The following is a 22,479-nucleotide window of genomic DNA, read 5'->3' on the forward strand; positions in this document are numbered from 1 at the left end:
CAGGCACAGGTAGTAGCACAGGCACTACAGGCACAGGTAGCAGCACAGGCACTACAGGCACAGGTAGCAGCACAGGCACTACAGGCACAGGTAGCAGCACAGGCACTCTAGGCACAGGTAGTAGCACAGGCACTACAGGCACAGGTAGTAGCACAGGCACTACAGGCACAGGTAGCAGCACAGGCACTACAGGCACAGGTAGCAGCACAGGCACTACAGGCACAGGTAGCAGCACAGGCACTACGGGCACAGGTAGTAGCACAGGCACTACGGGTACAGATAGCAGTACAGGCACTACGGGCACAGGTAGTAGCACAGGCACTACGGGCACAGGTAGTAGTACAGACACTACAGGTACAGACACAACTACAGGAACTAGTACCACAACCAATCCGTCTTTGCGAGGAACTAGCGATGTAAGAGGCGATCGCGGTTTTGACTGGGGTTGGCTAGGATTACTAGGTCTAGCAGGTTTAGCAGGTTTAGCTCGTAACAAAGAAAAGCACCGCGCTTATCCAGATCCTAATCAACCCACAGGCACAGGTTCCAGCTCAACGAGATATTAATTGCTGAAGTATTTTGATTCGCTGATGTGTATCAAGCGATCGCGTCATTGAGTAACTCCCAAAAGAAAAGCCCTTACTGTTATAGTGAGGGCTTTTCTTTATAGATAGATTGTAGGGTAGGGGCGCGTTTTAAATTCTGAACTGAAGAATAGGCAGAAAACACGCTTAATAAGCAGAAGTTACTGTAGCATTACATTCTTTTAGGCCAGCTTCTACTAAAGACGGGCGCAAACAAAGATAAATTAGTGGACCAAATAAAGGGACAAGCGCAACGCTCCAAAAAATCCAAGCGTCCCTGATGCCTCGACGTGCCATGTCATCATCAAATAATGAACTCAGTGGAAATACCAAGCACATTAAACAAAAATCGAGACTGATGAGATGAACAAAAGGCTTGGAAAAAAACTGCTGAACATAATCGTGCCAGTTTCCGGCAATTCCTGCATAAGCCAGCAGTCCAATGGTACCGACTAAGAGGTAAACTCCTGTTTTGCGTTGTTCAAGAATTGAAAGCCACTTATCTATTGGTCCGGAGAATTCTTGATTAGATTTACGAAAGATTAAATAAGGCAAAAGGCAAATAACTCCTGTAAAATTCGACCCAATGAAATAGGGCCAAGCACGAAAGTTTTGCATTCTGCCATCAGCAAACATTAAACAAGCGTAGATCATAGGCCAGATGCCCATCAACCAGAAAATCGCTGGGATGATAGCGTTGATTTCTGCCAATTGGAAGGTTAACAGCTTCCACGCTATCGACCATGTATCCGGTTGATCTAGTGGAGCCAACAAGATGGTGTAAACGACAAATCCCAACCAAATCAAGCCAAGAATGATTTTTCTAGACATAACGGCAAACTAGCTATGAAATCTACAACTGTAGTGAGAGTTAATGTCTGGCTGTCATCTTCTGAGCCATCTGTAAGTGTTGAGCGACAAGTGGTGAAATTTGATTTGCAAAGCCTCTCAGATCTTGATCTTGTCCTTGTTGCAAATACCTTTGGTACTCAGCTAAGGTTTTTTGATGAGCTTTAGTCTGACCTTGCATATATGCTTGGTTAAAACTGTTACCAGAGACTCTTTGCAGCTGTGTCAACAAGGCTTTATTTTCTGGACCAATATCTGTCGGTAAAGCAAAATTCTTAGCTTTGGCGATCGCAGCTAGTTTTTTACTAGAAGCTGTATGCTGTTGAATCATTTGTTGTGCATAGTTACGAACAGCTTTGTTTCGTGACTTTTGTAGCGCTAACTGACTTGTTTGAATCTCAGTCAAGTCACTTTGCGCTGCTTTAGTCATGAAATCTGTATCAAGTGTGGTTACTGAAGTATTAGAATCCGTAGAGCCTGGGTTAGGCGTGGAACTTCCAGGAGAACTTTGTGTAGGCGTACTCTGAGCCAAAATGTACTGGCTAGAAGTTTTAACAGTATTCAAGTTAGCTTGTGCTAATCCTGGGAGACTAATGAAAGCAGCAACTCCAAGTAAGCTACCAATAACCTTTTTAAAAGCCTTTGTGTGATGCAGCATATTGATTTATATTGCTCTGTGTGAAACTTTGAACAGTGATGATCCCAATCAAGCCTACCTTTGGTGGATTCGTATAATAGCTTCCTTTCGGAAACTTTCACCTGTTCCCCCTTAAAGATTTGCAGTCGGCTCAATCTGTATTTGCTTATGATCACAAAGGTAACTACTGACGTTAGTGCAAAACGTCTACCACAGGAATAGCCTTCCCTTCCATCTATGGACGTACTATAAAGAATCTCTCTTCAACACTTCACTTGGCTAGCTTGCTCAAGGCAAGCCGTATAAACTGGTTGACTGACAAAACTACGAAGGATCAGAAAAAGACCTGATCTGAAACTCACGTTCAAGCGATCGCAGGTTCGGGATCGCTATCCTCATCAAGACAAAGCCTGTATCTGTAGTTTTTTATTCTTATTTGGATTGTTGCAAGAAGTCTAATGTGTTTGCAGCGTTTTGGGAACCATTGCCAAAACCATTCGAGTGAGAAATAAGTTTTTGTTCCAGCATCAGAGAAACTATATCCTCTCTCAATTGATTGGTTGCACCCATATTGGTTATCAGTTCTGCCACTTTAGAACTCCGCTGACCCGCTAGCGTCATCTTGCCGTCGTAAACAAAAGTGTAAGCAGCTTGCTCTGGAAATGGTAACATCTGCTGAACATACTTAGCCTGGTCTTGAACAGCAGCAGCGTATTCTTTAGAGGCAAAGAAAGTTTTCATTTCTAAATGATTGGCAAAGGCAATTTCAAAGGCAGCTTGATATTGCTTTTCTGGGGATTCATAATGAGATACTCCAGATGCATCTGGGCGAGAAGTATCTACTTCCTCCAACAAATTTAGTCGGAGTTTAAGCACACAATTGCTCTGGATAACAGCTGGGGCAAAACTGTCTATCATATATCTGCGAAAAGCTTCCACACTCACAGCAGGAGATTTTTTCACCATGACATGGAACTTAAGCACATCCAATTTACCGTTGGGATCTCCTGTAAGAATGCTATCAATATAGGTTTTGGAATTGCCAGAATTAGTTATGTAACCAATTGCTTTGCTGAATATGTTGCGTTCATCATTCATGAGAATGGCGGCAGATTTGAACCATATATCGCGTTCTACTTCGGACTCAAAAGTTAATTCGGCAATTGCAGGAAATAGTTGTTCTTCAGTACAGGTGTAATCTACGCCGACAGTTGTTGGCCAAATGCCACCTTCATATTGATCTAAATGAAACTGCCAGTATTGATACTGTCCTGGAAGACGGGCACAGACAGGGCCATGCACGTTTTTCCAATAGTTCTGGAAAAGTTCTAGAGAAATGCCTTTGCGTTTCCACAAACACAAGTAGAAAGCTACCTTGCCTTTTTGGTCGCGAGTTGAGTAATCGACTGTTCTCATTGCTGTTGTCATTGCCTTTTTCCTTGCTTCAAAAATCTCATTCAGAATGCTGAAAGCTTGTAATTTGGTTGAGTCGCTGTTATTAAGAATAATTCGATATTTTATCTGTGTCATTACAGAAAATGTCTGCTTTTAAATGCTAATAAAGTCAGGTTTATTAGACAAACAATGAAACAGATTAAAACAGTATTTCAAAATTATAAGTACTTAAATCAGCCTATTCCTCCACAATCTTAGGCTTAGAAAAAGTTAAGTTATACTCAATTTTTTATAAATGTCTGGAAATGTCAGGTATGATCAGTAAGTCGGTATAAAAAATAAAACATGAACTTTGAGCCAAAACTCTCTATAGTAAACTCTGCGCTCTTTGAGCGTTTTGGCAGATATCTCAATGATATCGAAACGGCAATTCTTATCGGTTCTCTTCAAAAGCAAACCTATGAAAAGATTGCAGAAAATTCTGGATACTCGGAAAGTTATGTCAGGCGTGATGTTGGCCCAAAGCTGTGGAAGATCCTCTCTGAAGCATTAGGAGAACAAGTCAGCAAAACCAACTTTCAAACAGCATTGGAGCGAAGATTGATGTTGCTGGAAAGCAAAGAAATCGGGAATCAATCAATACCTCTAACACCAGATTCACATGGCAAAACACAATTATTAAGTTCGTCAGTTCAAGACTGGGGCGAAGCAGTTGATGTTTCGTTGTTTTACGGACGACAAAGCGAACTTGCTACTCTAAAACAGTGGATTGTGCAAGATAAATGTCGATTGATTGCACTGTTAGGTATGGGTGGAATTGGTAAAAGTGCTTGTAGTGTGAAGCTAGCTCAAATTCTGCAAGCAGAGTTTGAGTTTATTATCTGGCGCAGCCTGCGTAATGCTCCACCTTTAGAAAATCTTTTAACTGACTTAGTACTGTTTTTATCAAATCAACAAAGCGCTAAAGCAGACATAGGGCAATTGATTCATTACCTGCGTAGTGCGCGATGTCTTGTAATTTTGGATAACTTGGAAACGATATTAGATGCAGAGCAAGCTGGACAGTATAGCCTAGGCTATGAAGGATATGGCGAACTGTTGCGCGTAGTAGGGGAAACAAGCCATAAAAGTTGTGTGATACTTACTAGCAGGGAAAAGCCAGCTGAGATAGCTACCTTTGAAGGAGTAGAATTAGCAGTACGTACTTTGAAATTACAAGGCTCACAGGAAGCAGCGATCGCCTTGCTGCAAACGAAGGGACTAGTCGGTTCTCCCCAACAAAAGCAAACATTGTGTGAACGCTACGGTAACAATTTATTAGCACTCAAAATTGTTGCCACTACTATTCAAGACCTCTTTGATAATAGGATCGAGGATTTTTTAAAACAAGACACAATGGTGTTCAACGGTATCCGTCGTCTATTGGAGCAACAATTCAATCGCTTATCTACTTTAGAACAAACTGTGATGTACCGATTAGCGATTAATCGGGAATGGACAACGATTACTCAGTTGCAAAAAGATATTGTACCTGCTGTTTCAAAGGCGCGTTTGTTAGAAGCATTAGAAGCGTTGAATGCACGATCGCTAATAGAGAAAAAATCCAGTAGCTATACCCAACAACCTCTAGTGATGGAATACGTTAATGAGCAATTAGTAGAGCAGATTGTCAAAGAACTGGCACTAAAAAAACTTTCGTTGTTATTTACTCATGCATTTAACATGGGAGTACCAATCCTTGGCTCATCAAGGTTGAAAGCAGCTTTGGATTTAAATTGGAATGAACCAAATCAAAGAAATTTAGCTTTGAGTATAGTGCTGGGTGTACTTGAACAAGCACAAACACTCACTCAACAATCAAAAATCAGTGATTAGTTATAAGTCCTTTCCAGACTGAAAGCAGCACAAATTAGTACAGAATTTGCAGATGAAGTTTGCCAAGGTAAAGGATTGCCTGCCACAATATCACGGGCTAGCCAAAGTTGCCAGGTCATCAGGGCGTTAGCGTAGCTTTTCCGTAAGGCGGCTCGCTTCCACAACTAAGGGATGAAAATATTTCTTTTCTAACCCCTATTTTCTGTTCCCTGCTGCCTATTCTCAAAACAGAATCTATATTTTTAACTGGTTTTTGGCATCAATAAACTTTGAAATAGGCAACACTTCCCTATTTAACCGACTCCAAACGAGAATCTCTACACAAAAGGAAGCTGCGTATAGAGGGAAAGTCAATATACTTAATTATTAATAAACTATTTTTGCGCTAACGAATAAATCTACCTATGCTAAAAATCAAGCCATACCAGGCTGAACCAGCAGTTATTGCGGCGGTTGCTGAGTATTTCAAGGTGCTATCAGAAGTTAGCCGACTACAGATTTTGATCTGTCTCAAGTCTGGCCCGATGAATGTGATGGAAATTGCGGAAGCCACTGGCTTAGGACAGGCTAATCTATCCAAGCATCTGAAAGTGTTAACTCAAGCAGGGGTTTTATCTCGTCAGCCCAAAGGTACTAGTGCCTTTTACGAGATAGCCGATCCGATGATTTTTGAATTTTGTGAGTTAGCTTGCAATCGCATTAGCGATCGCATTCTCCAACAGGCTGAAAGCTTGAAGGCTCTGCAAAGCAAGCAATACAGGAGTTTTTTGAAATAATCACATCCCGCAGCTTGGAAAGCTAAAATTCTCAGCCAGAAAAGCAGCCTAGAGGAAGGCTGCGATCTTGCTCTAGTTAAGAATGAGCGATCGCTCGCAAAAATTTAGATGCAGATGCGATCGTCCATTCCCCGATCAATTAAAAGTCATTTTTTCAGTAAGGAATCAAAGGTCGTTTTTATTCCTCAGCCTGACTTGAGTTAAGCTCAAAGACATCGTTATAAAAGGTTTTTAAGCAAATTTAAGTGTAATAAGCTAATGCACATTTAACTAGAGAATCCCAAATGTACAAATTCAATTTGTTACAGCTTACTCAGCAAGGTTACGTATTGCGCTGTTCCTTTATCGGAGATCCTAAAACCACACAAAAATAACAATCTCAAGAATGTGGTTTTAACTACGCTATTGCATTGAATTAGTAAGATAAACTTGCCGTAAGAATATCATCAAACCACAGAGTATCATTTAGTTACAAAGAGGATAACCAATGAGTAAAGAAGTAGTCAAAGTAATCTTATGGGAAGAAAATCAGAAAGATTTTATCAAAAAGTTCTACGATCTTCAATTTATTCCTAGAATAGGAGAGGAAATTTATTTAAAAAAAGAGAAATGGAAAGTAACCAGGGTTGAGCATGATTTAGAAGTTAGCGAAATTAATATCTATATGGAAGTAATCAAAAAAGTAAAGCAGGAAAAAACATCTAATTCATAATTTAGATGGACAAAAATATTTACAGTCATGACACTTAATTATCGTAAGCTAACCCGCCTTTAAGTTGCAGAATCCTTAGCCTCAGAAAGACGCGGCGACGCGGAGAAAGGGAGACGCAAAGATGCAATTTTAATGATTATTAGCTTAACAAGGAAATTATTAGCATCCCTTTGAGAGTGTTTTCTACCATCCTGGTGCCTTGCGACTCAAACAATTGTGATTATCAAAGGTCTAACATTGTAGACAGTGGATTACATCTGCAATCTAGCGATGAAAATCAATCGGCATAGATGGGCCAAGGTTCAACTCAGGAAGACATAAACTAAATTTTTAGTCACAGGTTGCATAATGACCGTGACAAAACCTTGTTTGACCTGTACCTAGGCGCAAGTCTGGTTCTAATAGGGCAGAGTTATAACAATATACTCCTGCTACCCAACCACGATAATCCACAGGCTGGGTACTGCCACATTATGTATATTTAAGGTAAAAATGGTATCGTTAGTTGTTATAATTAATATCCTAATTTCGCTCCTGCTACTATATGTAGCTTGGCGAGTGTGGAAGGTAAAGCAACAAGTGCGAATAGTAGCAGATAGGTTAGCTGCTTATGAACGTTGTAGCCATGCACTACTGTATGCAGCACCCGAAAAAATCTATACTGCCCAGCAGAATATTTATAACCTGAGACAGAGAAATCAAAGCCTAGAGGTGCAAATTCAACAAATACAGCAAATTATCAGCCTGTTGTATTTCGGAAGACAAATCTGGCGGCGTTATTTTCGTAGCTTAGGCTCTAGGTTTGGCAAGAAGACAATAGCAAAATGACAGTCAAAGCAACTTCTGCCGCAGATCATAGTCACTATACGTTTAAATAATTAAAATTGCTGGAGTTTTGCAACGGGAGAAAACCCACCTAAAATGGGTGTAAGGAGAGAAACAATATAAAAATGTCTAACAACCGTTCTGGAGTATTTATTGGCGGTTTGATGCTAGGGGCAACCATCGGAGCCTTGACAGGTTTGCTCGTCGCTCCACGCACAGGGCGCGAAACGCGTAAACTCTTAAAAAAATCTGCCGATGCCCTACCAGAATTGGCAGAAGATTTATCAACAAGTGTACAAATCCAAGCTGATCGTCTCTCTGCTAACGCACTACGCAACTGGGATGAAACTTTAGACAGACTCAGAGAAGCGATCGCAGCTGGTATTGTTGCTACTCAAAGAGAAAGCCAAGTCTTAAAGCGGCAAAACGTTGGAGAAAACCGCAGCGCCGATTCGCAAACCGAAGAAGACTCAGATTCTCTTGCCCAGAATCTAGAACGTTCATAGATAGCATAACCGTGATCGATCCGCTATTTTGGCTGGGATTTTCCATACTCTTAGTCGCCGCTAGTCTGACTGCTGTTTTAGTGGCGGCTATACCGGCTTTGCAGGAATTAGCGCGTGCGGCTCGCAGTGCAGAAAAGTTATTTGATACTCTCTCACGAGAGTTACCGCCTACTCTTAATGCTATCCGAACCACTGGTTTAGAAATTACTGATTTAACCGATGATGTCAGTGAAGGTGTTAAAAGCGCCGGTCAAGTGGTTAAACAAGTCGATCAAAGCTTGGATAGTGCTAAAAAACAGGCTCAGAATCTTCAAGTAGGCACGCGCAGCATCTTTGTGGGTGTTAAAACCGCCTGGAAAACCTTCACTCGGCAAAAACCTCCCAGGCGGTCGCTTGATCGTTTGCCAAGCACTGAAAAAACATCTCTCAATTTACGTGAACGAGAAGCGCTCAGGCAAGAAAATCGCCGCAATAATAAATCAGAAGTTTACCGTACTAATGACGGTTATAGCGAAGCGCCTGGGTGGGAAACGAGTTTCGATGATCAAGACTTGCCTTGAAAAGGTTTAGGGATTGGGGAGACAAGCCAGACAACTAGTTATCAACGCCCAATGAAAAATGCTAAATCTGAGAGAACATAAACCTCGTCAATTTTGAAACCTGGAGTAGTGCGGGCCGGAAAGCCCGGTACGAAGAGCAGGGAGCAAGATGCTCCCACTACTTTTAAAACTATGGTTCTCAAAATAGATTTGGTTTAACTCACGATTTGCTTAGATCCTTATAGATTAATTCCCCTAGATTAGAGTAAAGTAAACAAGTGTAAAGAAGTATCACTTTTCCCGTACCTTTTAAAACAACTTGTTCACTTCTACTGATAATATTTGTATAAAAAAGTCCATGCAGTCTTGTTTTTGGCGACGAATTCTGGTATCAATTGCAGTGTTTTTCTTAGCTGGGTCAATTTGGGTGATGCATTCTCCACCAGCACTGGCTTATGACAATCCTGAGTTACTACCTAATACTCCTACTCCAGTTGTAGACTTAGCCAAATCGCTCACCGACGTACAAGAAGAAAAGCTTGTTCACGATTTAGAGCAATTTCAAGCTGAAACGGGTTGGAAACTGCGAGTATTGACCCAATATGACCGCACTCCTGGTCGCGCAGTCATCAATTTTTGGGGTTTAGATGATAAAAGTATTCTGCTAGTTGCCGATTCTCGTGGTGGTAACATCCTCAGCTTTAGTGTTGGCGATGCGGTTTACGAGTTTTTACCTCGAACTTTCTGGATTGAACTACAAACACGCTTTGGCAATTTGTATTTTGTCCGAGAACAAGGTGAAGACCAAGCTATTCTACAAGCCTTAGAATCAGTTAAGGGTTGCTTACTTCAAGGTGGTTGCAAAGTCGTTCCCGGATTGCCACGAGAACAGTGGATTCTCACGTTGATTACCTCAGTTATCGGTGGAGTAATTTGTGGATTTGCATCTCAACCCCAGCGCGAAGGACAAATTTTTGCTTGGCAATGGGCTTTAATTTTCTCTCCTTTATGGGGCATCTTGTTTATTGCCTTCGGTATTGGCCCAGTAGTCACAAGAACAAGTGACTGGTTACCTCTGTTTCGTAATATCGCTGGTTTTCTGATTGGTGCTTTGGTGGCTTATCTTTCGCCTATTTTCAATCGGTCTTCTTCCAATGCTGAGTTCTGAGCCATTAAGAGTCAGCACGTTGCACTAAGAAGTCTGGCGGAGGCTTCCTGATTTGAAAGCAACTGGTGAGTCCAGTCCTGTTCGGCGTGCGCCGGAGGCGTTCTCGCAGAGTAGCCGTTCCCGTTCCTTCAAAGAGGTTTCCCGCCTTCAGTAACTGGCGTTAGCGCAGCGATAGCGAGGAACGAGCGTCGGAACGAGCATCACCCGCAGGGTGATGCTGAGTAACCTAATTTTTACCTATTACTCAGCACTCAGTTTTAGGGAAGGTCTGAAGCTGATAAGCTGAAAGCTGAAATCGAGAGAGCTGAATGGTAATGGAATGGCACGTAACTGATGCTCAAAGTTTAGCAATAATTGATAGTGAAATTGGCGATCATGTATTTTCGCCAGCAGAATATGAAATTGTCCGGCGGGTAATTTACGCCACAGCCGACTTTGAGTATAAGTCTTTAATTCGATTTTCTGAGCACGCTTTGCAAGCTGGAGCAGCAGCCCTGGCGGCGCGTAGCACAATCGTGGTAGACATGCCATTGGTACAAGTAGGCATTAGCTACGATATTCAAAACACCTTTGCTAATGCGGTATATTGCAGCTTTGAAACCGCAACGCGTCCTCAAAAAGAAAAAACCCTTGCAGCGTGGGGAATAGAAACTCTAGCGCAGCGTTATCGAGAAGGCATTTTTGTTGTCGGTCAGGCGCAAACGGCACTGACAGCACTAGTTGATTTAATTGAAGCTGAGGAAATTCGACCTGCTTTGGTAATTGCTACCCCAGTTGGATTTGTGGATGTGGATGTTGCTAAAGAACGCTTGCAAGAATCTTTAGTGCCAAACATTACAATTGGCAGCCGCAAAGGGAATGCAATTGTAGCGGCCGCGATCGTTAATGGATTGGTAGACTTGGCTTGGCAAGCCTATGGGCAAGATAAAAATAGAGGAAGTTGAAGCAGAGCAACAAAACAGGAAGAATTAATATCTATCATCATCTTCGTTCCACTCTTCCTCTTGGCGACGACGCCGACGCGGCCTATCTTCTGGATCTTCACGTAAGCGACGGCTGACTTCACCAAAGAAATCTTGTCGCACATAAGGATAGTCGCTTACCCACAAGTCACGGCTGGGAATGTAGATATCGCTGAATTCTTCAATTCTGCCCAAATCTCGGCGATTTGACATCACCACCATTTCGGCAATTAATCCCCGAGTAATAACTTTATAAGCAGGCTTTAGTGGAGCTTCAAACTCAATGCTAAATCCTGTGTCATCGCCGACTTCTAAGTTAATCCGCTTTTCTCGATTTTCTACAATTACCAACTCTCCTTTGCTATTAACAGTTTCCTGCTTGCCAATTAACTGGTCTGTGATCCACCAATCGATTATTCGACCTCGGAAAAAGCCGCTGTATTTGTAACGACGGCATTTTGCATTCCGCACACTGGCTTGAAACACTGGATACCACAGCCAGAAAAACGCGCCGACTATCCCCAGGATAAAGACTATTAGATCAAAGTCAATTCTAAAAAAAACTTTGACAAGGAGAACCACAACTACAGCAACTACAGAAATTAATAGCCGCTGTATGAAGTTAGAAAACTTTCCCCAGTAATACTTGTACTGGGGACCACTGGCAATCAATGGCATTACTTGTTCAAATTTCTGTCGAGTCAGTGGGACGAGCATGAGTGCTGAGTAGTAAGTATGAGAAGGACTGGGGAAGAGGCGGAGGGTAGGGGGAGAAGGAACACAAGGGAGACAAAGGACAATTGACTCTTGGGCAATGCCCCATGTCCAATATCTTTGAAGTTTATAGTATCTTTTCTAATCCATATACTAATGACTTTAGCTGTAAGACTTTGCGAATTGCTAGTAATACTCCTGGCATATAACAAGCGCGATCGCTCGTATCATGCCGTAAAGTATAAATTTGACCTGGCGCGCCAAAAATCACTTCCTGATGGGCAACCAATCCTGGCAATCGCACGCTATGAATCCGAATTCCTTCTTCTGCTAAACTGCCCCTAGCTCCAGTTAATTTTTCTGTCTCTTCTACTAGAGCAGGGTTAAAAGTTTTACCAAGCTCTGCTAGTAATTGTGCGGTTTGAATCGCCGTTCCACTGGGCGCATCGGCTTTTTGATTATGATGCAGTTCGATAATTTCTACGTGATCAAAATATTGAGATGCGGCGATCGCTGCTTGTTGTAGCAGTACCATACCAATGGAGAAGTTAGGAATAATTAGACAACCAGTACTAGCTTTCTCAGCAAAGTCTGCCAAATCCTGAATTTGTTCTGGACTTAAGCCGGTAGTGCCAACCACCGGACGAATACCGTAAGCGATCGCACTGCGAATATTGTCATAAACTGAATCGGGATGGGTAAAGTCTACCATTACCCCTGGCGGGCTTTGTCTGTCACCAGCCACGTATCCCAACATTGGTTCTAATTGATTGGTAATTGGCACTTCTAGAGGTTCGCTTAAACCTGCCAACTCTCCAGCATCTTTATCTTGATGTTCGGGACTGCTGTCAATTGCACCCACTAGGTTTAAGTCAGATGCTTGTACCACAGCTTTCACTACTTCGCGGCCCATTTTGCCAGCAGCACCGTTGACAATAACAGGTATTGGAGCTTGATTAGTCATAGGTCGAGCAAAACTTTTTTAACTAACAAAGGAATTGTAGAGACTTTGGTGATCTAGAAGCTAGTTACTCAAGTTTCTAGTTCAATTCCTGCGGCTAATCTTTCAGTTTTGCATTCCCCAAAGATTTTTATCTAGATTTTTATAATTAGACCGTAAATCAACAGTTTCAGATATACACCAGGAGTTATATAAAGTTTTGGGCTATTTGTAAAGCTGCTTGATAATATGTAATTGAAGAGTCAAGATTGGCTGTAAAATTCTAGGTTAGAGTTCATATAATTGGCAAAAAGTAGCCCATTATTGTGAACAACAATTCTTTAAAACTGAGAATAATTATTTAATGTCCAAATGGAGAATAGGGAACTCGAATCCCTGACCTCTGCGGTGCGATCGCAGCGCTCTACCAGCTGAGCTAATTCCCCATATCTAAAGATTTCGGATACCCTGATTTTGACTTGACTCTTTAATCTTTATATTCACCATTTGCCATTTTAACATTCACCTGCCGTTACTTGTAACTCTTTTTGGGAATAAACTTCTTGTACTCGTTCGAGTTCCAAATCAGTCAAATAATCCACAGTCCAATTACAGCAGCGCTGAAGCATATGGAAAGGGTAAGTATTTGCTACACCTACTACCTGCATTTGCGCTCGTTTTGCTGCTTGGATACCAGCTGGAGTATCTTCAATTGCCAAACACTCTTGTGGTTGCAGGTTTAATTCAGGATATTTTTGGTTCAACCGTTCTACAGCCAATAGATAACCATCAGGTTCTGGTTTACTAGTAGCAATATCATCACCAGCGACTATGACTGAAAAATGTTCGGCTAGTTGAGCGCGATTGAGTACTAGTTCTATTTCTTTGTAAATTGCACCACTAACTAGCCCTAGTTTCAGATTGCGCGATCGCACCTGAAAGATTAAGTCGTCTAAACCTGAATATAAAGGCAGCTTTTCAATTTTCTCTATTTCCAAGCCATATCCCTGCGCCTTCCGGTTCAGCAACTGAATTAAATACTCTTCGCTGACGACACGACCGCGATTATGCAATAGTTGTTGAAAACAAGCGCGGTCGCTGCGTCCTAAAGAAGCTTGACGTTCATTGACTCGTTGAGGTTGGAGATTTTCCTGAATCAGAATCTCATCTATCAGTTGCAGATGGATTTGCTCATCGTTAATGATGACACCATTAAAATCAAATAAAACTGCCTTTAAACTCATGCTCTTATGCCAAAAACTGGGGACCCTAGATCCTCCAAATCACTGCTATCTGTTGAATTAGATACGTACTGTCGAACTTTTTTGTAGGTAGTTACATCTTCTTTGGAAATAGGCTTTACGCCACTAGTTACCTGATGCATCCACCAAACATCCTGGATGGGCAAGGTTGAAAATCCTGCTTTACCCATACTTTCATTGAGATTGAGAGCGGCATACTCGCGAAGATATGGCTCCTCAATAACATCATTGAGCCATTCTAGCTGACGTAGGGCCTTTTGATTACTATCAAGAATTAATACTTGCCCACCTGCTACGAGTAACCGAAAGCATTCCCGTAGAATTGCCTGTGATACAGCAGTTGGTATTTCTCGGAATAATAAAGAAGCTGTTACTAAATCAAAAGCAGCATTAGGAAAGGCTATTTTCTCGGCATTACCATGTCGCCAAAGTATCTCTAAACCAGCACTTGTGGCTTTATGGTCTGCCCTTACCAACATATAAGCAGATAAATCTAATCCTATAACTTCCGCTTGCGGGAAAGCCTGTTTTAACATCAAGGTCGCAGAACCTGTGCCACAACCCAAATCAAGTATGCGTCGTGGTTGGACTTTAATTGCATCAATCAAAGCCTGACGTACAAGGGTTTCGTTAGGAGGCAGCAGGTATTGGATAATTGGATCGTAGGAAACTACTACCTTAGGGTTAAGATAGCCGCCCTCAATTCCGCGAAATTTGTAGTTACTGTAGTAATAGGGAATTGCAACATCAGCTCGTTGAAAGCGATCGCTCTGTTTCTCCCAGTCAATACTTTGAGCATAACGTTCTAACCCCTCTTCATCAATCAAAAATCGGACTACAGGGGATAAAAAACGTTCCCAGAATGGATTTTGAGGAACCGCCATAGGATTGGACTATTTCCACCACAGTAATATTCTTGACAAATTTTAATATATTTATCAGCATTCTGCTTTTTCTTGGGGAGCGATGCTTTCTCTTTCAGAGACGCTACTGCGTAGCTTGCTTCCCCATAGGGATACGGCAAAGCTTCTCTTCTCCCAAGGGGAGACGCTGTGCGAACGCTAACGCAGTTACTGATTCCTGATTAGTTGACGCTGATAATCCTATATATTACATTTGTAATACAAGTTGTCAAAGCTTGGGATTACTTCTTCAGCCTGAGTAACCGTGAAGAAACTAATTCTATATCAAGCAAAATGTAAATTAATACAATTAATCACGATGTATTTGCGTAAAGCAGCACCTAATTTCAAATTACACTGGAACAATCTTATATAAAGAAAATTATGCCCTACGAAAAATTAGAAATTACTACACCAACACCAGTACTATCTTGGGCGAATCACGCTTTGGGACCAGAAGAAACCAAAATGGCCAAGAATGTAGCATCACTGCCATTTGTGTTTAAACACGTAGCATTGATGCCGGATGTCCATTTAGGTAAAGGTGCCTTAGTGGGTTCTGTACTAGCTACAAAAGAAGCAATTATACCTGCTGCTGTCGGTGTAGATGTGGGTTGCGGGATGTGTGCGATTAAAATGCCATTTACTGGTGAACAACTAGAAGGTAAGCTGAAAAAAATTCGCTTGGATATTGAAGCGGCAATTCCTACTGGATTCAACGAAAATAAAGACGTTGAAAAATCTGTTACTAATTGGCAACGCTGGAGTGATTTTAAAGACTTGCATCGCGGTGTGCAAAATCTGCAAAGTAAAGCCATGAAACAGATGGGTTCTCTCGGTGGAGGAAATCACTTTATCGAGGTATGCCTCGATACAGAGAACCAAGTTTGGTTGATGCTGCATTCTGGTTCGCGCAACATCGGCAATAATTTAGCTCAGTGTCATATTAATACAGCCAAAGAATTAGCGAAGATGGCAGGTAATAACTTACCCGATCCAGATTTAGCTCATTTTGTAGCTGGTACACCAGAATTTCAGGCATACTGGAACGATTTGCAGTGGGCACAAGATTACGCAAGTTTCAACCGCGATGTGATGATGGCAAGATTTAAGCGCATCATCGAAAAACATCTAGCAGGTGGAAAAGCTACTAAACCCTTATTACAAGTGAATTGTCATCACAATTACGCCGAAAAAGAAGTACATTTTGGCGAAGATGTGTATGTGACTCGTAAAGGCGCAGTTCGTGCCCAAGCTGAAGACTATGGCATAATTCCTGGTTCGATGGGAGCAAAATCTTTCATTGTCAAAGGCAAAGGTAACGCTCACAGCTTCTGTTCATGCAGTCATGGTGCAGGCAGATTACTGTCTAGAAATAAGGCAAAAAATGTCTACACACTTGATGATTTAATTGAGCAAACAAAGGGCGTAGAATGCCGTAAAGATGAAGGTGTATTAGATGAAATTCCCGGTGCTTACAAGCCAATAGACCAAGTGATGGAAAATCAATCAGACTTGGTCGAAATTGTAGCAACACTTAAGCAAGTCTTGTGTGTCAAGGGATAAATCAAGTAGGGTGGGCACTGCCCACCAAAAACTGGATATAGTGAGCTACTTATATTTTATAAATCAAATAATAATACTATGTTCGCCAAGGTTTCATATTTAACTTGTAACCAAAAAATTGTGCTAACAAATGATTGTTTTAAGCGAATTTACCGAACAAATAGAAGCATCAGCCAGCGCTAATGAAAATAAATTAATGACTGAGGCTGCTCAAATATTAGGCTTTAAAGTCTACCATATACCGAGAGATTTTCAACGCTGTGGCACAGCAGAAAATGCTCTATGGCATATTCCCATATATACAAAAGAAACTGCTGGTATTTGGATAGGATATATTCCTGAATTAGAACGGTATCAAGCTATATATCAAGCTGCTTTAGCTAAAGGTATAAAATTACTTAATACTCCTTTAGAACACCAGACAGCACTAGAATTTGACTTGTTTTACCCGCATTTACAAGGATTAACGCCTGATAGCGTAGTGATTACATCGACGCAGGAATGTATCAGAGCAGGTGAATTATTAGGATTTCCTGTATTTATTAAAGGCGCAGTTCAATCAAGAAAGCGACAAGGATGGGAGTCTTGTGTAGCCAATAATCAAGAAGAATTAGTTAAGTTAACAGAATGGTTATTAAAACTCAAATATGGTTCACGAGGTAGAGTAATTATCAGAAAGTTAGTGAAGCTGCGACATGAACGTCTAGCTCCTAATGGCTTTCCTATGGGAAGAGAATTTAGATGCTTTGTTTATAATCATCAAATTCTCAAGTATGGATATTATTGGGATGGGAAAGATGATTTAAGCAAGTTATCGCAACAAGAAGAAAAACAAGTTTTAAACTTGGCACTTCTAGCCTCTAAATGTCTTAGAGTTCCTTATGTGGCAATTGATATTGGGCAATTAGAAAGTGGTGAGTGGATTGTGATAGAAACAGCAGATGCCCAATTTGCTGGGATTTGTCACATTCCTGCACTTGAATTATGGAGTAAATTAAAAGATATCTTTTAAAAAAATTTATGATGCCCCGTGTAAGAGCGCCAGAACTTCCAGAAAATTCTCCTTGGTTTAATACAAATAAACCATTATTTATTAAGCAACTTAAGGGCAGAGTTGTCATCTTAGATTTTTGGACATACTGTTGTATCAACTGTTTACACATTCTGCCAGACTTGAAATATTTAGAACAAAAATATCAAGATTGCCTGACAGTTATCGGTGTCCACTCCGCTAAATTTGACAACGAAAAAGAAACTGAAAATATTCGTCAAGCAATCTTACGCTATGACATCGAGCATCCTGTTGTAGTGGATAGTGGTTTTCGGGTTTGGCAAGAGTATGCTGTACGTGCTTGGCCTACCTTGATGATTATTGATCCAGAAAATTATGTAATTAGCTCTGTTTCTGGTGAAGGACATCGTGAAGCTTTAGACCAACTAATTGAAAAGCTGATTCAAAAACATCGGGAAAAAGGCACAATTAATTTTCAAGAACTCAGCCTGAATTTAGAAAAACAATGCCAACCATTAATTACACCCCTGGCTTTTCCTGGTAAAGTTTTAGCAACATCAGCAGGTTTATTTATTGCTGATTCTGGTCATCATCGTCTAGTGATGAGTAGCTTTGATGGGGAAATCCTACATGTAATTGGCACAGGAAAATCTGGTTTAACTGATGGTAATTTTAGTGAATCACAGTTTTCTGCACCTCAAGGGATGGCATTTGATGTAGATAATCAAATTCTCTACGTTGCTGATACAGAAAACCATGCTTTAAGGCGAGTTGATTTGAAGCGTCAGGTTGTAGAAACTATCGCTGGAACTGGTGAACAAAGCCGTAATATTCGTCCTCATAGTGGCGCTGGTTTGAACACAGTGCTAAATTCTCCTTGGGATTTGGCGAAAGTAGGAAATACCCTGTTTATTGCAATGGCGGGAAGCCATGAAATTTGGGCAATGGATTTAGAAACAGGTGTAATTAAAACTTATGCTGGTATGGGTGTAGAAGCTTGTATTGATGCTTCCTTAAGTGAATCTGCCTTTGCTCAACCTAGCGGTATTACTAGTAATGGTAATGAGTTATATATTGCTGACAGTGAAGTAAGTTCAATTCGCGGTGTGGGAATAGTGGAACCGCGTTTAGTTAGAACTGTGTGCGGTAGTGGAGATTTATTTGGCTTTGGCGATGTAGATGGACAAAGTGAAAATGTACGTTTACAGCATTGCTTAGGGATAGAGTATTCTCAAAATTATTTATGGGTAGCAGACACTTACAACCACAAAATTAAATTAGTTAGTCCCAGCACAGGTAATTGTCAAACAATTTTAGGCGATGGTGCAATGGGTTTGCAGGATGGACAAGGAAAAAATACTCGATTTTTTGAACCTTCTGGATTGAGTATTATGGGTTCAAATTTATATATTGCTGATACTAATAACCATGCAATTCGCTGTGTAGATTTGAATTCGTTTGAGGCGACGACGTTAAAGTTTGCAGGTTTGTGTGCACCGGATGTTTGTGTTCCGTCTAATTTGTAGCATGATGCCTCATGCAAAGGTGCAAAGTCGCAAAGTTTAAGAGAGCTTTGATAAAGTAAAAATAAAATTTTGTATGGTGTGTTGTCGCGCAGCGCAACGCACCGATGCACTATTACCACTAGCATTAATCAGGGTGATCCCAGTTTTTATTTTGCAACGATAATATAACTGTCCGCAGAGAGGAGGTACGACGTAGGCGGAGCCTTCCCGTTCGACGAAGCCGTTCCCGAAGGGTAGGGTAGCAATCGAATAGATTTGTTCGTAGTGCGAGATTTTGCGATTGCTTCACTGCACTTCGTTTCGTATCCTGCGGGAAGGCGTTCCGCCAACGCAATGACGTTCTAAAAAAGTGAGATGCTCCCAATCTTAATTTTGATAGCTTCTTAATAAATCAAGCAGCGATGTCTACGACAGGCTACGCCTAGACACTTTTTATTGCTCTTAAATATGCAGGCGATCGCTAATTTTAAGTACTAAATTTCAAAACTCGTTTTGATAATATAATGCTGTTTGCTGAACCTAAATGTTTATCTAACTTGGGTTCAGGCTATATGTTGAAACTAGCTCTAAAAACGGAGAGGGAGGGATTCGAACCCTCGTATACATTGCTGCATAACAGCATTTCCAGTGCTGCGCCTTCAACCACTCGGCCACCTCTCCAGGTGCCACGATTTACGATTCTACACTGAAATCGCAGAAAATGCAAAGATGAAAGAAGATATTTGAGAGTAGAGCTAAAATCCCCAATAAAAATGTCCCGAACATACACGATTAGAGTTCACGATCGCAATTCTGGCAAAGAATATACCCTACAAGTGCCAGAAGACCGCTACATATTACATAGCGCCGAACAACAAGGAACAGAATTGCCGTTTTCTTGCCGTAATGGGGCTTGCACGACTTGTGCTGTTAGGGTGCTTTCGGGAGAAATTTATCAACCTGAGGCAATAGGATTGTCGCCAGAGTTACGGCGCAAAGGTTATGCCTTATTATGTGTGAGTTATCCCCGTTCTGATTTGGAAGTGGAGACACAAGACGAAGATGAAGTCTATGAACTCCAGTTTGGGCGCTATTTTGCTAGAGGAAAAGTTAAGGCGGGTTTACCTTTAGATGAGGATTAAGATTTGGTTGGCGCAAAGGTGCAAATTAAGACTCTGGCGGCGAATTGTAGCGTATTAGTGCAAAAAATAGTAATTTTGGCTTGCCTAATACTCCTTGTGAGTTGTCAAGCCAATAATCAGCTCACAGCCAATCAGGTGCAAGTAAAAGTAGCGCGGGTAGTGAGTGGGCAAAGTTTGGAAGTTTTAGGGATGGCTGAACAACCGAATTTGATTTCCCAAGTGCGGTTAATTGGGATTGATGCACCAGATATTCGCCAGCGTCCTTGGGGAGACAAAGCCAAGCAAGGGTTAGAGACGCTAATAGGGAGCGCGGAACAAATTGTGACGCTGGAGTTTGACATTGAACCCAAAGACAAAATTGGCCGGACTTTGGCCTATGTGTGGAAAGATAAGGTGTTGTTGAATGAAGAATTAGTTAAACAAGGGTACGTATTATTTGTAGGGCGATCGCCTAATCACAAATATGACCAGCGTTTAGAACGTGCCCAACAATGGGCAAGAATCATGGGCCAAGGAATTTGGCAGTCGGAAAAACCCATGCGTCTTACTCCGGCTGAGTTTCGCCGTCAGTATCGCTAAAAAGTGCTGAGTCCTGAGTACTAGGAAACACATGGGGGAAACCAGAGAAATGTCTACTGACAAATGACAAATGACAAATATACAAATTTTTCTTGACATAGCCACAGAAGCTGCTTTAGCTGCTGGTGAAGTGTTGCAGAGCTACTGGGGTAAATTAGAAGACGCAATCACAGAAAAAGGTCGTCCTGGTGATTTAGTCACAGCAGCCGATAAAGCTTCGGAAGTGGTAGTTTTGGAAGTTTTGCGTCGCCACTTTCCCCAACACTCTATCTTGGCTGAGGAATCTGGAAAACTCGGAAATCAAGATAATGAATATCTTTGGGCAATCGATCCTCTAGATGGGACAACCAACTACGCTCATCAATATCCTGATTTTGCTGTTTCCATCGGGTTGTTAATTAATGGTGTTCCGCAAGTAGGTGTAATTTATAACCCTTTTCACAATGAACTATTTCGCGCGGGGGCTGGCTTGGGTGCAACACGTAACCGCCGCCTCATTAAAGTTTCGGGCACTTCTGAACTAGGTAAAAGCCTTTTAGTGACGGGATTTGCCTACGATCGCCGGGAAACATCTGATAATAACTATGCAGAATTTTGTCATTTCACCCATCTGACTCAGGGCGTTAGGCGCAGTGGTTCAGCCGCGATGGATTTGGCTTATGTTGCTTGTGGGCGGTTTGATGGCTATTGGGAAAGAGGACTTGCTCCTTGGGATATGGCCGCTGGCATCATTATCCTGCAAGAAGCTGGCGGGAAGGTTACTGCCTACGATGGTAATCCTTTAAAAATTGAGTCAGGCAGAATTCTGGCTACTAATGGTTATCTTCACGACAGCCTCAGTCAGGAATTGATGCAAGTTCGTCCACTGTCAAGTTGGGATTGAGGAAATTAACTATTTGAGTGTGTGACTTTTAACAATTTACCACTGACGGATCGCCAATGTAGCGAAGTAAACTAGAAAAATATTTCGCAGATTTTGGTGCATACCCTTTTATGTCTTTAAGAATAGATCGTGGTCTTTTTAAATATGATTTCATAGACCATCATGCAGTTTTGTGCGTTTCTGTGGATGCAGATGTAAAAGATATTCGCAAACGCTATCTGGCAATTGCCCGTCTCTTACATCCTGATAGCAATGGTGCTGTCAGTGAGTCTGAAAAGCAGCTAGCTAGCGAATTTTTATCAAAGTTGGTTAACCCAGCTTACGAAAAGCTTTCTGGGGAACGCACTCGCGCGGAATACATGATAGTTCTGTCCCAAATGGGTAAGCGTTTAGTACAAGAATCTACTACAGTCGATATTCACACTAATTTGGCTAAACAGTTAGCTACTGCTCCCGAAGCAAATATAAGTCACCTCTATAAAACTGCGATCGCTAAACTTGCAGAAACCCAATATCAGTCGTTGCAGCAAGTACCACAAGTCATTGCCCAGATTAGTGAGTTGAATTTAGTTTACTTAATGCGGAATGCTGGTAAATCATTGGCAGCACCACCACCTGTTCAACCCACTGTTAACCCAGTTCCGCCAAAGCCAAATCCTGCAACAACTACAACAGCCGCACCACCTCCGCCAGCGCCAGCTAGTGAAGATTCAGCGGTGGAACATTATTTCCGGCGCGCGCAAACTTTGATTGACAAAAACCAATTTGCCCAAGCTCAAGTAGAGTTGCAAGATGCCATAAAACTAGAACCTAAGAATAGTCGTTGCCATAGCCTGATAGCATTGGTGTATTTGAAGCAAAATCGCTTGAAAATGGCCAAGATTCACTTTGATAATGCGCTGAAATTAGACCCCAACGACAAAACAGCCTTGGAATGGAAACCAAAACTAGATAAGGTTTTGGGGCAACAATCTGGTGGTTCCAAGGGAAATTCACCTGCCAATACGGCTGGTAAACAATCAGATAAGTCTGGAGGTGGTTTGTTTGGTGGGTTGTTTGGTGGAAAGAAAAAATAGTCAGCGACTCACACTAAGTGCTATTTCCATATATAAGGAGATTTTGCAAGAGAACGGGATTAATATACGG

General features: G+C 41.6%; 23 protein-coding genes, 2 tRNA genes and 1 pseudogene. 16 read left to right on the forward strand and 10 right to left on the reverse strand.

The annotated features are described in order from the left end of the window. Positions 1 to 419: 419 nt before the first annotated feature. Positions 420 to 566 (forward strand): annotated as a pseudogene (locus BV375_RS37515) (WGxxGxxG family protein); the annotation flags it as partial. A gap of 165 nt (positions 567 to 731) precedes the next feature. Here BV375_RS37515 and BV375_RS07975 read toward each other — a convergent pair. The 3 genes from BV375_RS07975 to BV375_RS07985 form a co-directional block, all read right to left on the reverse strand. Continuing rightward, positions 732 to 1,415 carry a DUF2834 domain-containing protein gene (locus BV375_RS07975; protein ID WP_086759133.1) on the reverse strand — a complete coding sequence of 228 codons (684 nt, stop codon included), beginning with the start codon at positions 1,413 to 1,415 and terminating at the stop codon, positions 732 to 734. A 40-nt stretch (positions 1,416 to 1,455) separates the two neighbouring features. Further along, on the reverse strand, positions 1,456 to 2,091 hold the full coding sequence (locus BV375_RS07980) for a DUF4142 domain-containing protein (RefSeq protein ID WP_086759135.1): 636 nt from the start codon (positions 2,089 to 2,091) through the stop codon (positions 1,456 to 1,458). A gap of 411 nt (positions 2,092 to 2,502) precedes the next feature. Continuing rightward, complete coding sequence (locus BV375_RS07985) at positions 2,503 to 3,498, reverse strand: EthD domain-containing protein (RefSeq protein ID WP_208099079.1); 996 nt, start codon at positions 3,496 to 3,498, stop codon at positions 2,503 to 2,505. Between the two features lie 312 nt (positions 3,499 to 3,810). Between BV375_RS07985 and BV375_RS07990 the strand changes: the two genes are divergently transcribed. Beyond that, on the forward strand, positions 3,811 to 5,340 hold the full coding sequence (locus BV375_RS07990; protein ID WP_086759137.1) for an NB-ARC domain-containing protein: 1,530 nt from the start codon (positions 3,811 to 3,813) through the stop codon (positions 5,338 to 5,340). Here BV375_RS07990 and BV375_RS38675 read toward each other — a convergent pair. Next, the gene (locus BV375_RS38675) at positions 5,337 to 5,459 is read right to left on the reverse strand and encodes a hypothetical protein (protein ID WP_279432913.1); all 123 of its coding nucleotides are present in this window, start codon (positions 5,457 to 5,459) and stop codon (positions 5,337 to 5,339) included. The genes BV375_RS07990 and BV375_RS38675 overlap by 4 nt on opposite strands. Before the next feature lie 285 nt (positions 5,460 to 5,744). Between BV375_RS38675 and BV375_RS07995 the strand changes: the two genes are divergently transcribed. The 7 genes from BV375_RS07995 (at position 5,745) to BV375_RS08025 (ending at position 10,810) form a co-directional block, all read left to right on the forward strand. After that, complete coding sequence (locus BV375_RS07995) at positions 5,745 to 6,116, forward strand: metalloregulator ArsR/SmtB family transcription factor (protein ID WP_086759138.1); 372 nt, start codon at positions 5,745 to 5,747, stop codon at positions 6,114 to 6,116. A gap of 487 nt (positions 6,117 to 6,603) precedes the next feature. Continuing rightward, positions 6,604 to 6,828 carry a hypothetical protein gene (locus tag BV375_RS08000; RefSeq protein ID WP_086759140.1) on the forward strand — a complete coding sequence of 75 codons (225 nt, stop codon included), beginning with the start codon at positions 6,604 to 6,606 and terminating at the stop codon, positions 6,826 to 6,828. Between the two features lie 492 nt (positions 6,829 to 7,320). Then, entirely contained in the window at positions 7,321 to 7,656 is a 336-nt protein-coding gene (locus BV375_RS08005) for a hypothetical protein (RefSeq protein ID WP_086759142.1), read from the forward strand. 122 nt (positions 7,657 to 7,778) lie between these two features. Then, positions 7,779 to 8,159, forward strand: a complete 381-nt coding sequence (locus BV375_RS08010) for a YtxH domain-containing protein (protein WP_086759144.1) — start codon at positions 7,779 to 7,781, stop codon at positions 8,157 to 8,159. A gap of 11 nt (positions 8,160 to 8,170) precedes the next feature. Continuing rightward, the gene (locus tag BV375_RS08015) at positions 8,171 to 8,719 is read left to right on the forward strand and encodes a hypothetical protein (protein ID WP_086759146.1); all 549 of its coding nucleotides are present in this window, start codon (positions 8,171 to 8,173) and stop codon (positions 8,717 to 8,719) included. Between the two features lie 337 nt (positions 8,720 to 9,056). After that, the gene (locus tag BV375_RS08020) at positions 9,057 to 9,866 is read left to right on the forward strand and encodes a TPM domain-containing protein (protein WP_086759149.1); all 810 of its coding nucleotides are present in this window, start codon (positions 9,057 to 9,059) and stop codon (positions 9,864 to 9,866) included. A 314-nt stretch (positions 9,867 to 10,180) separates the two neighbouring features. Continuing rightward, entirely contained in the window at positions 10,181 to 10,810 is a 630-nt protein-coding gene (locus BV375_RS08025; protein ID WP_086759152.1) for a precorrin-8X methylmutase, read from the forward strand. Positions 10,811 to 10,834: 24 nt separating this feature from the next. Here BV375_RS08025 and BV375_RS08030 read toward each other — a convergent pair whose 3' ends face one another. The 5 genes from BV375_RS08030 to BV375_RS08050 all read right to left on the reverse strand — a co-directional run bounded on the left by BV375_RS08030 (position 10,835) and on the right by BV375_RS08050 (position 14,628). Further along, positions 10,835 to 11,545, reverse strand: a complete 711-nt coding sequence (locus BV375_RS08030; protein ID WP_086759155.1) for a phosphate ABC transporter permease — start codon at positions 11,543 to 11,545, stop codon at positions 10,835 to 10,837. A 124-nt stretch (positions 11,546 to 11,669) separates the two neighbouring features. Then, the gene (gene dapB / locus BV375_RS08035; protein ID WP_086759157.1) at positions 11,670 to 12,506 is read right to left on the reverse strand and encodes a 4-hydroxy-tetrahydrodipicolinate reductase; all 837 of its coding nucleotides are present in this window, start codon (positions 12,504 to 12,506) and stop codon (positions 11,670 to 11,672) included. Positions 12,507 to 12,855: 349 nt separating this feature from the next. Then, positions 12,856 to 12,928: transfer RNA gene (locus tag BV375_RS08040), tRNA-Ala, on the reverse strand. A 69-nt stretch (positions 12,929 to 12,997) separates the two neighbouring features. After that, positions 12,998 to 13,726: an HAD family phosphatase gene (locus tag BV375_RS08045; RefSeq protein WP_086759159.1), complete on the reverse strand. Its 729-nt coding sequence runs from the start codon at positions 13,724 to 13,726 to the stop codon at positions 12,998 to 13,000. Then, positions 13,723 to 14,628 carry a methyltransferase domain-containing protein gene (locus BV375_RS08050; protein ID WP_086759161.1) on the reverse strand — a complete coding sequence of 302 codons (906 nt, stop codon included), beginning with the start codon at positions 14,626 to 14,628 and terminating at the stop codon, positions 13,723 to 13,725. Before BV375_RS08050 ends, BV375_RS08045 begins: the two co-directional genes overlap by 4 nt. Before the next feature lie 402 nt (positions 14,629 to 15,030). Here BV375_RS08050 and BV375_RS08055 point away from each other — a divergent pair, with 402 nt between their 5' ends. The 3 genes from BV375_RS08055 to BV375_RS08065 all read left to right on the forward strand — a co-directional run bounded on the left by BV375_RS08055 (position 15,031) and on the right by BV375_RS08065 (position 18,750). Further along, positions 15,031 to 16,212, forward strand: a complete 1,182-nt coding sequence (locus tag BV375_RS08055) for an RtcB family protein (RefSeq protein ID WP_086759163.1) — start codon at positions 15,031 to 15,033, stop codon at positions 16,210 to 16,212. A 130-nt stretch (positions 16,213 to 16,342) separates the two neighbouring features. Further along, on the forward strand, positions 16,343 to 17,224 hold the full coding sequence (locus tag BV375_RS08060; RefSeq protein WP_086759166.1) for an ATP-grasp domain-containing protein: 882 nt from the start codon (positions 16,343 to 16,345) through the stop codon (positions 17,222 to 17,224). 8 nt (positions 17,225 to 17,232) lie between these two features. Then, complete coding sequence (locus BV375_RS08065; RefSeq protein ID WP_086759168.1) at positions 17,233 to 18,750, forward strand: thioredoxin-like domain-containing protein; 1,518 nt, start codon at positions 17,233 to 17,235, stop codon at positions 18,748 to 18,750. A gap of 573 nt (positions 18,751 to 19,323) precedes the next feature. Here BV375_RS08065 and BV375_RS08070 read toward each other — a convergent pair. Continuing rightward, positions 19,324 to 19,410, reverse strand: a tRNA-Ser gene (locus BV375_RS08070). 92 nt (positions 19,411 to 19,502) lie between these two features. On the opposite strand from BV375_RS08070, the gene BV375_RS08075 reads away from it, so the two are divergent. The 4 genes from BV375_RS08075 (at position 19,503) to BV375_RS08090 (ending at position 22,409) form a co-directional block, all read left to right on the forward strand. After that, the gene (locus BV375_RS08075) at positions 19,503 to 19,871 is read left to right on the forward strand and encodes a 2Fe-2S iron-sulfur cluster-binding protein (RefSeq protein WP_086759170.1); all 369 of its coding nucleotides are present in this window, start codon (positions 19,503 to 19,505) and stop codon (positions 19,869 to 19,871) included. Positions 19,872 to 19,874: 3 nt separating this feature from the next. Then, positions 19,875 to 20,450 (forward strand): thermonuclease family protein, encoded by a 576-nt coding sequence (locus tag BV375_RS08080; RefSeq protein ID WP_243713878.1) that lies wholly within the window; start codon positions 19,875 to 19,877, stop codon positions 20,448 to 20,450. 70 nt (positions 20,451 to 20,520) lie between these two features. Next, positions 20,521 to 21,333 carry an inositol monophosphatase family protein gene (locus BV375_RS08085; protein WP_086759173.1) on the forward strand — a complete coding sequence of 271 codons (813 nt, stop codon included), beginning with the start codon at positions 20,521 to 20,523 and terminating at the stop codon, positions 21,331 to 21,333. A 110-nt stretch (positions 21,334 to 21,443) separates the two neighbouring features. Beyond that, entirely contained in the window at positions 21,444 to 22,409 is a 966-nt protein-coding gene (locus tag BV375_RS08090; RefSeq protein ID WP_086759176.1) for a J domain-containing protein, read from the forward strand. The last annotated feature ends 70 nt before the right edge of the window (positions 22,410 to 22,479 follow it).

It is taken from the genome of Nostoc sp. 106C (genome assembly GCF_002154725.1).
GTDB lineage: Bacteria > Cyanobacteriota > Cyanobacteriia > Cyanobacteriales > Nostocaceae > Aulosira.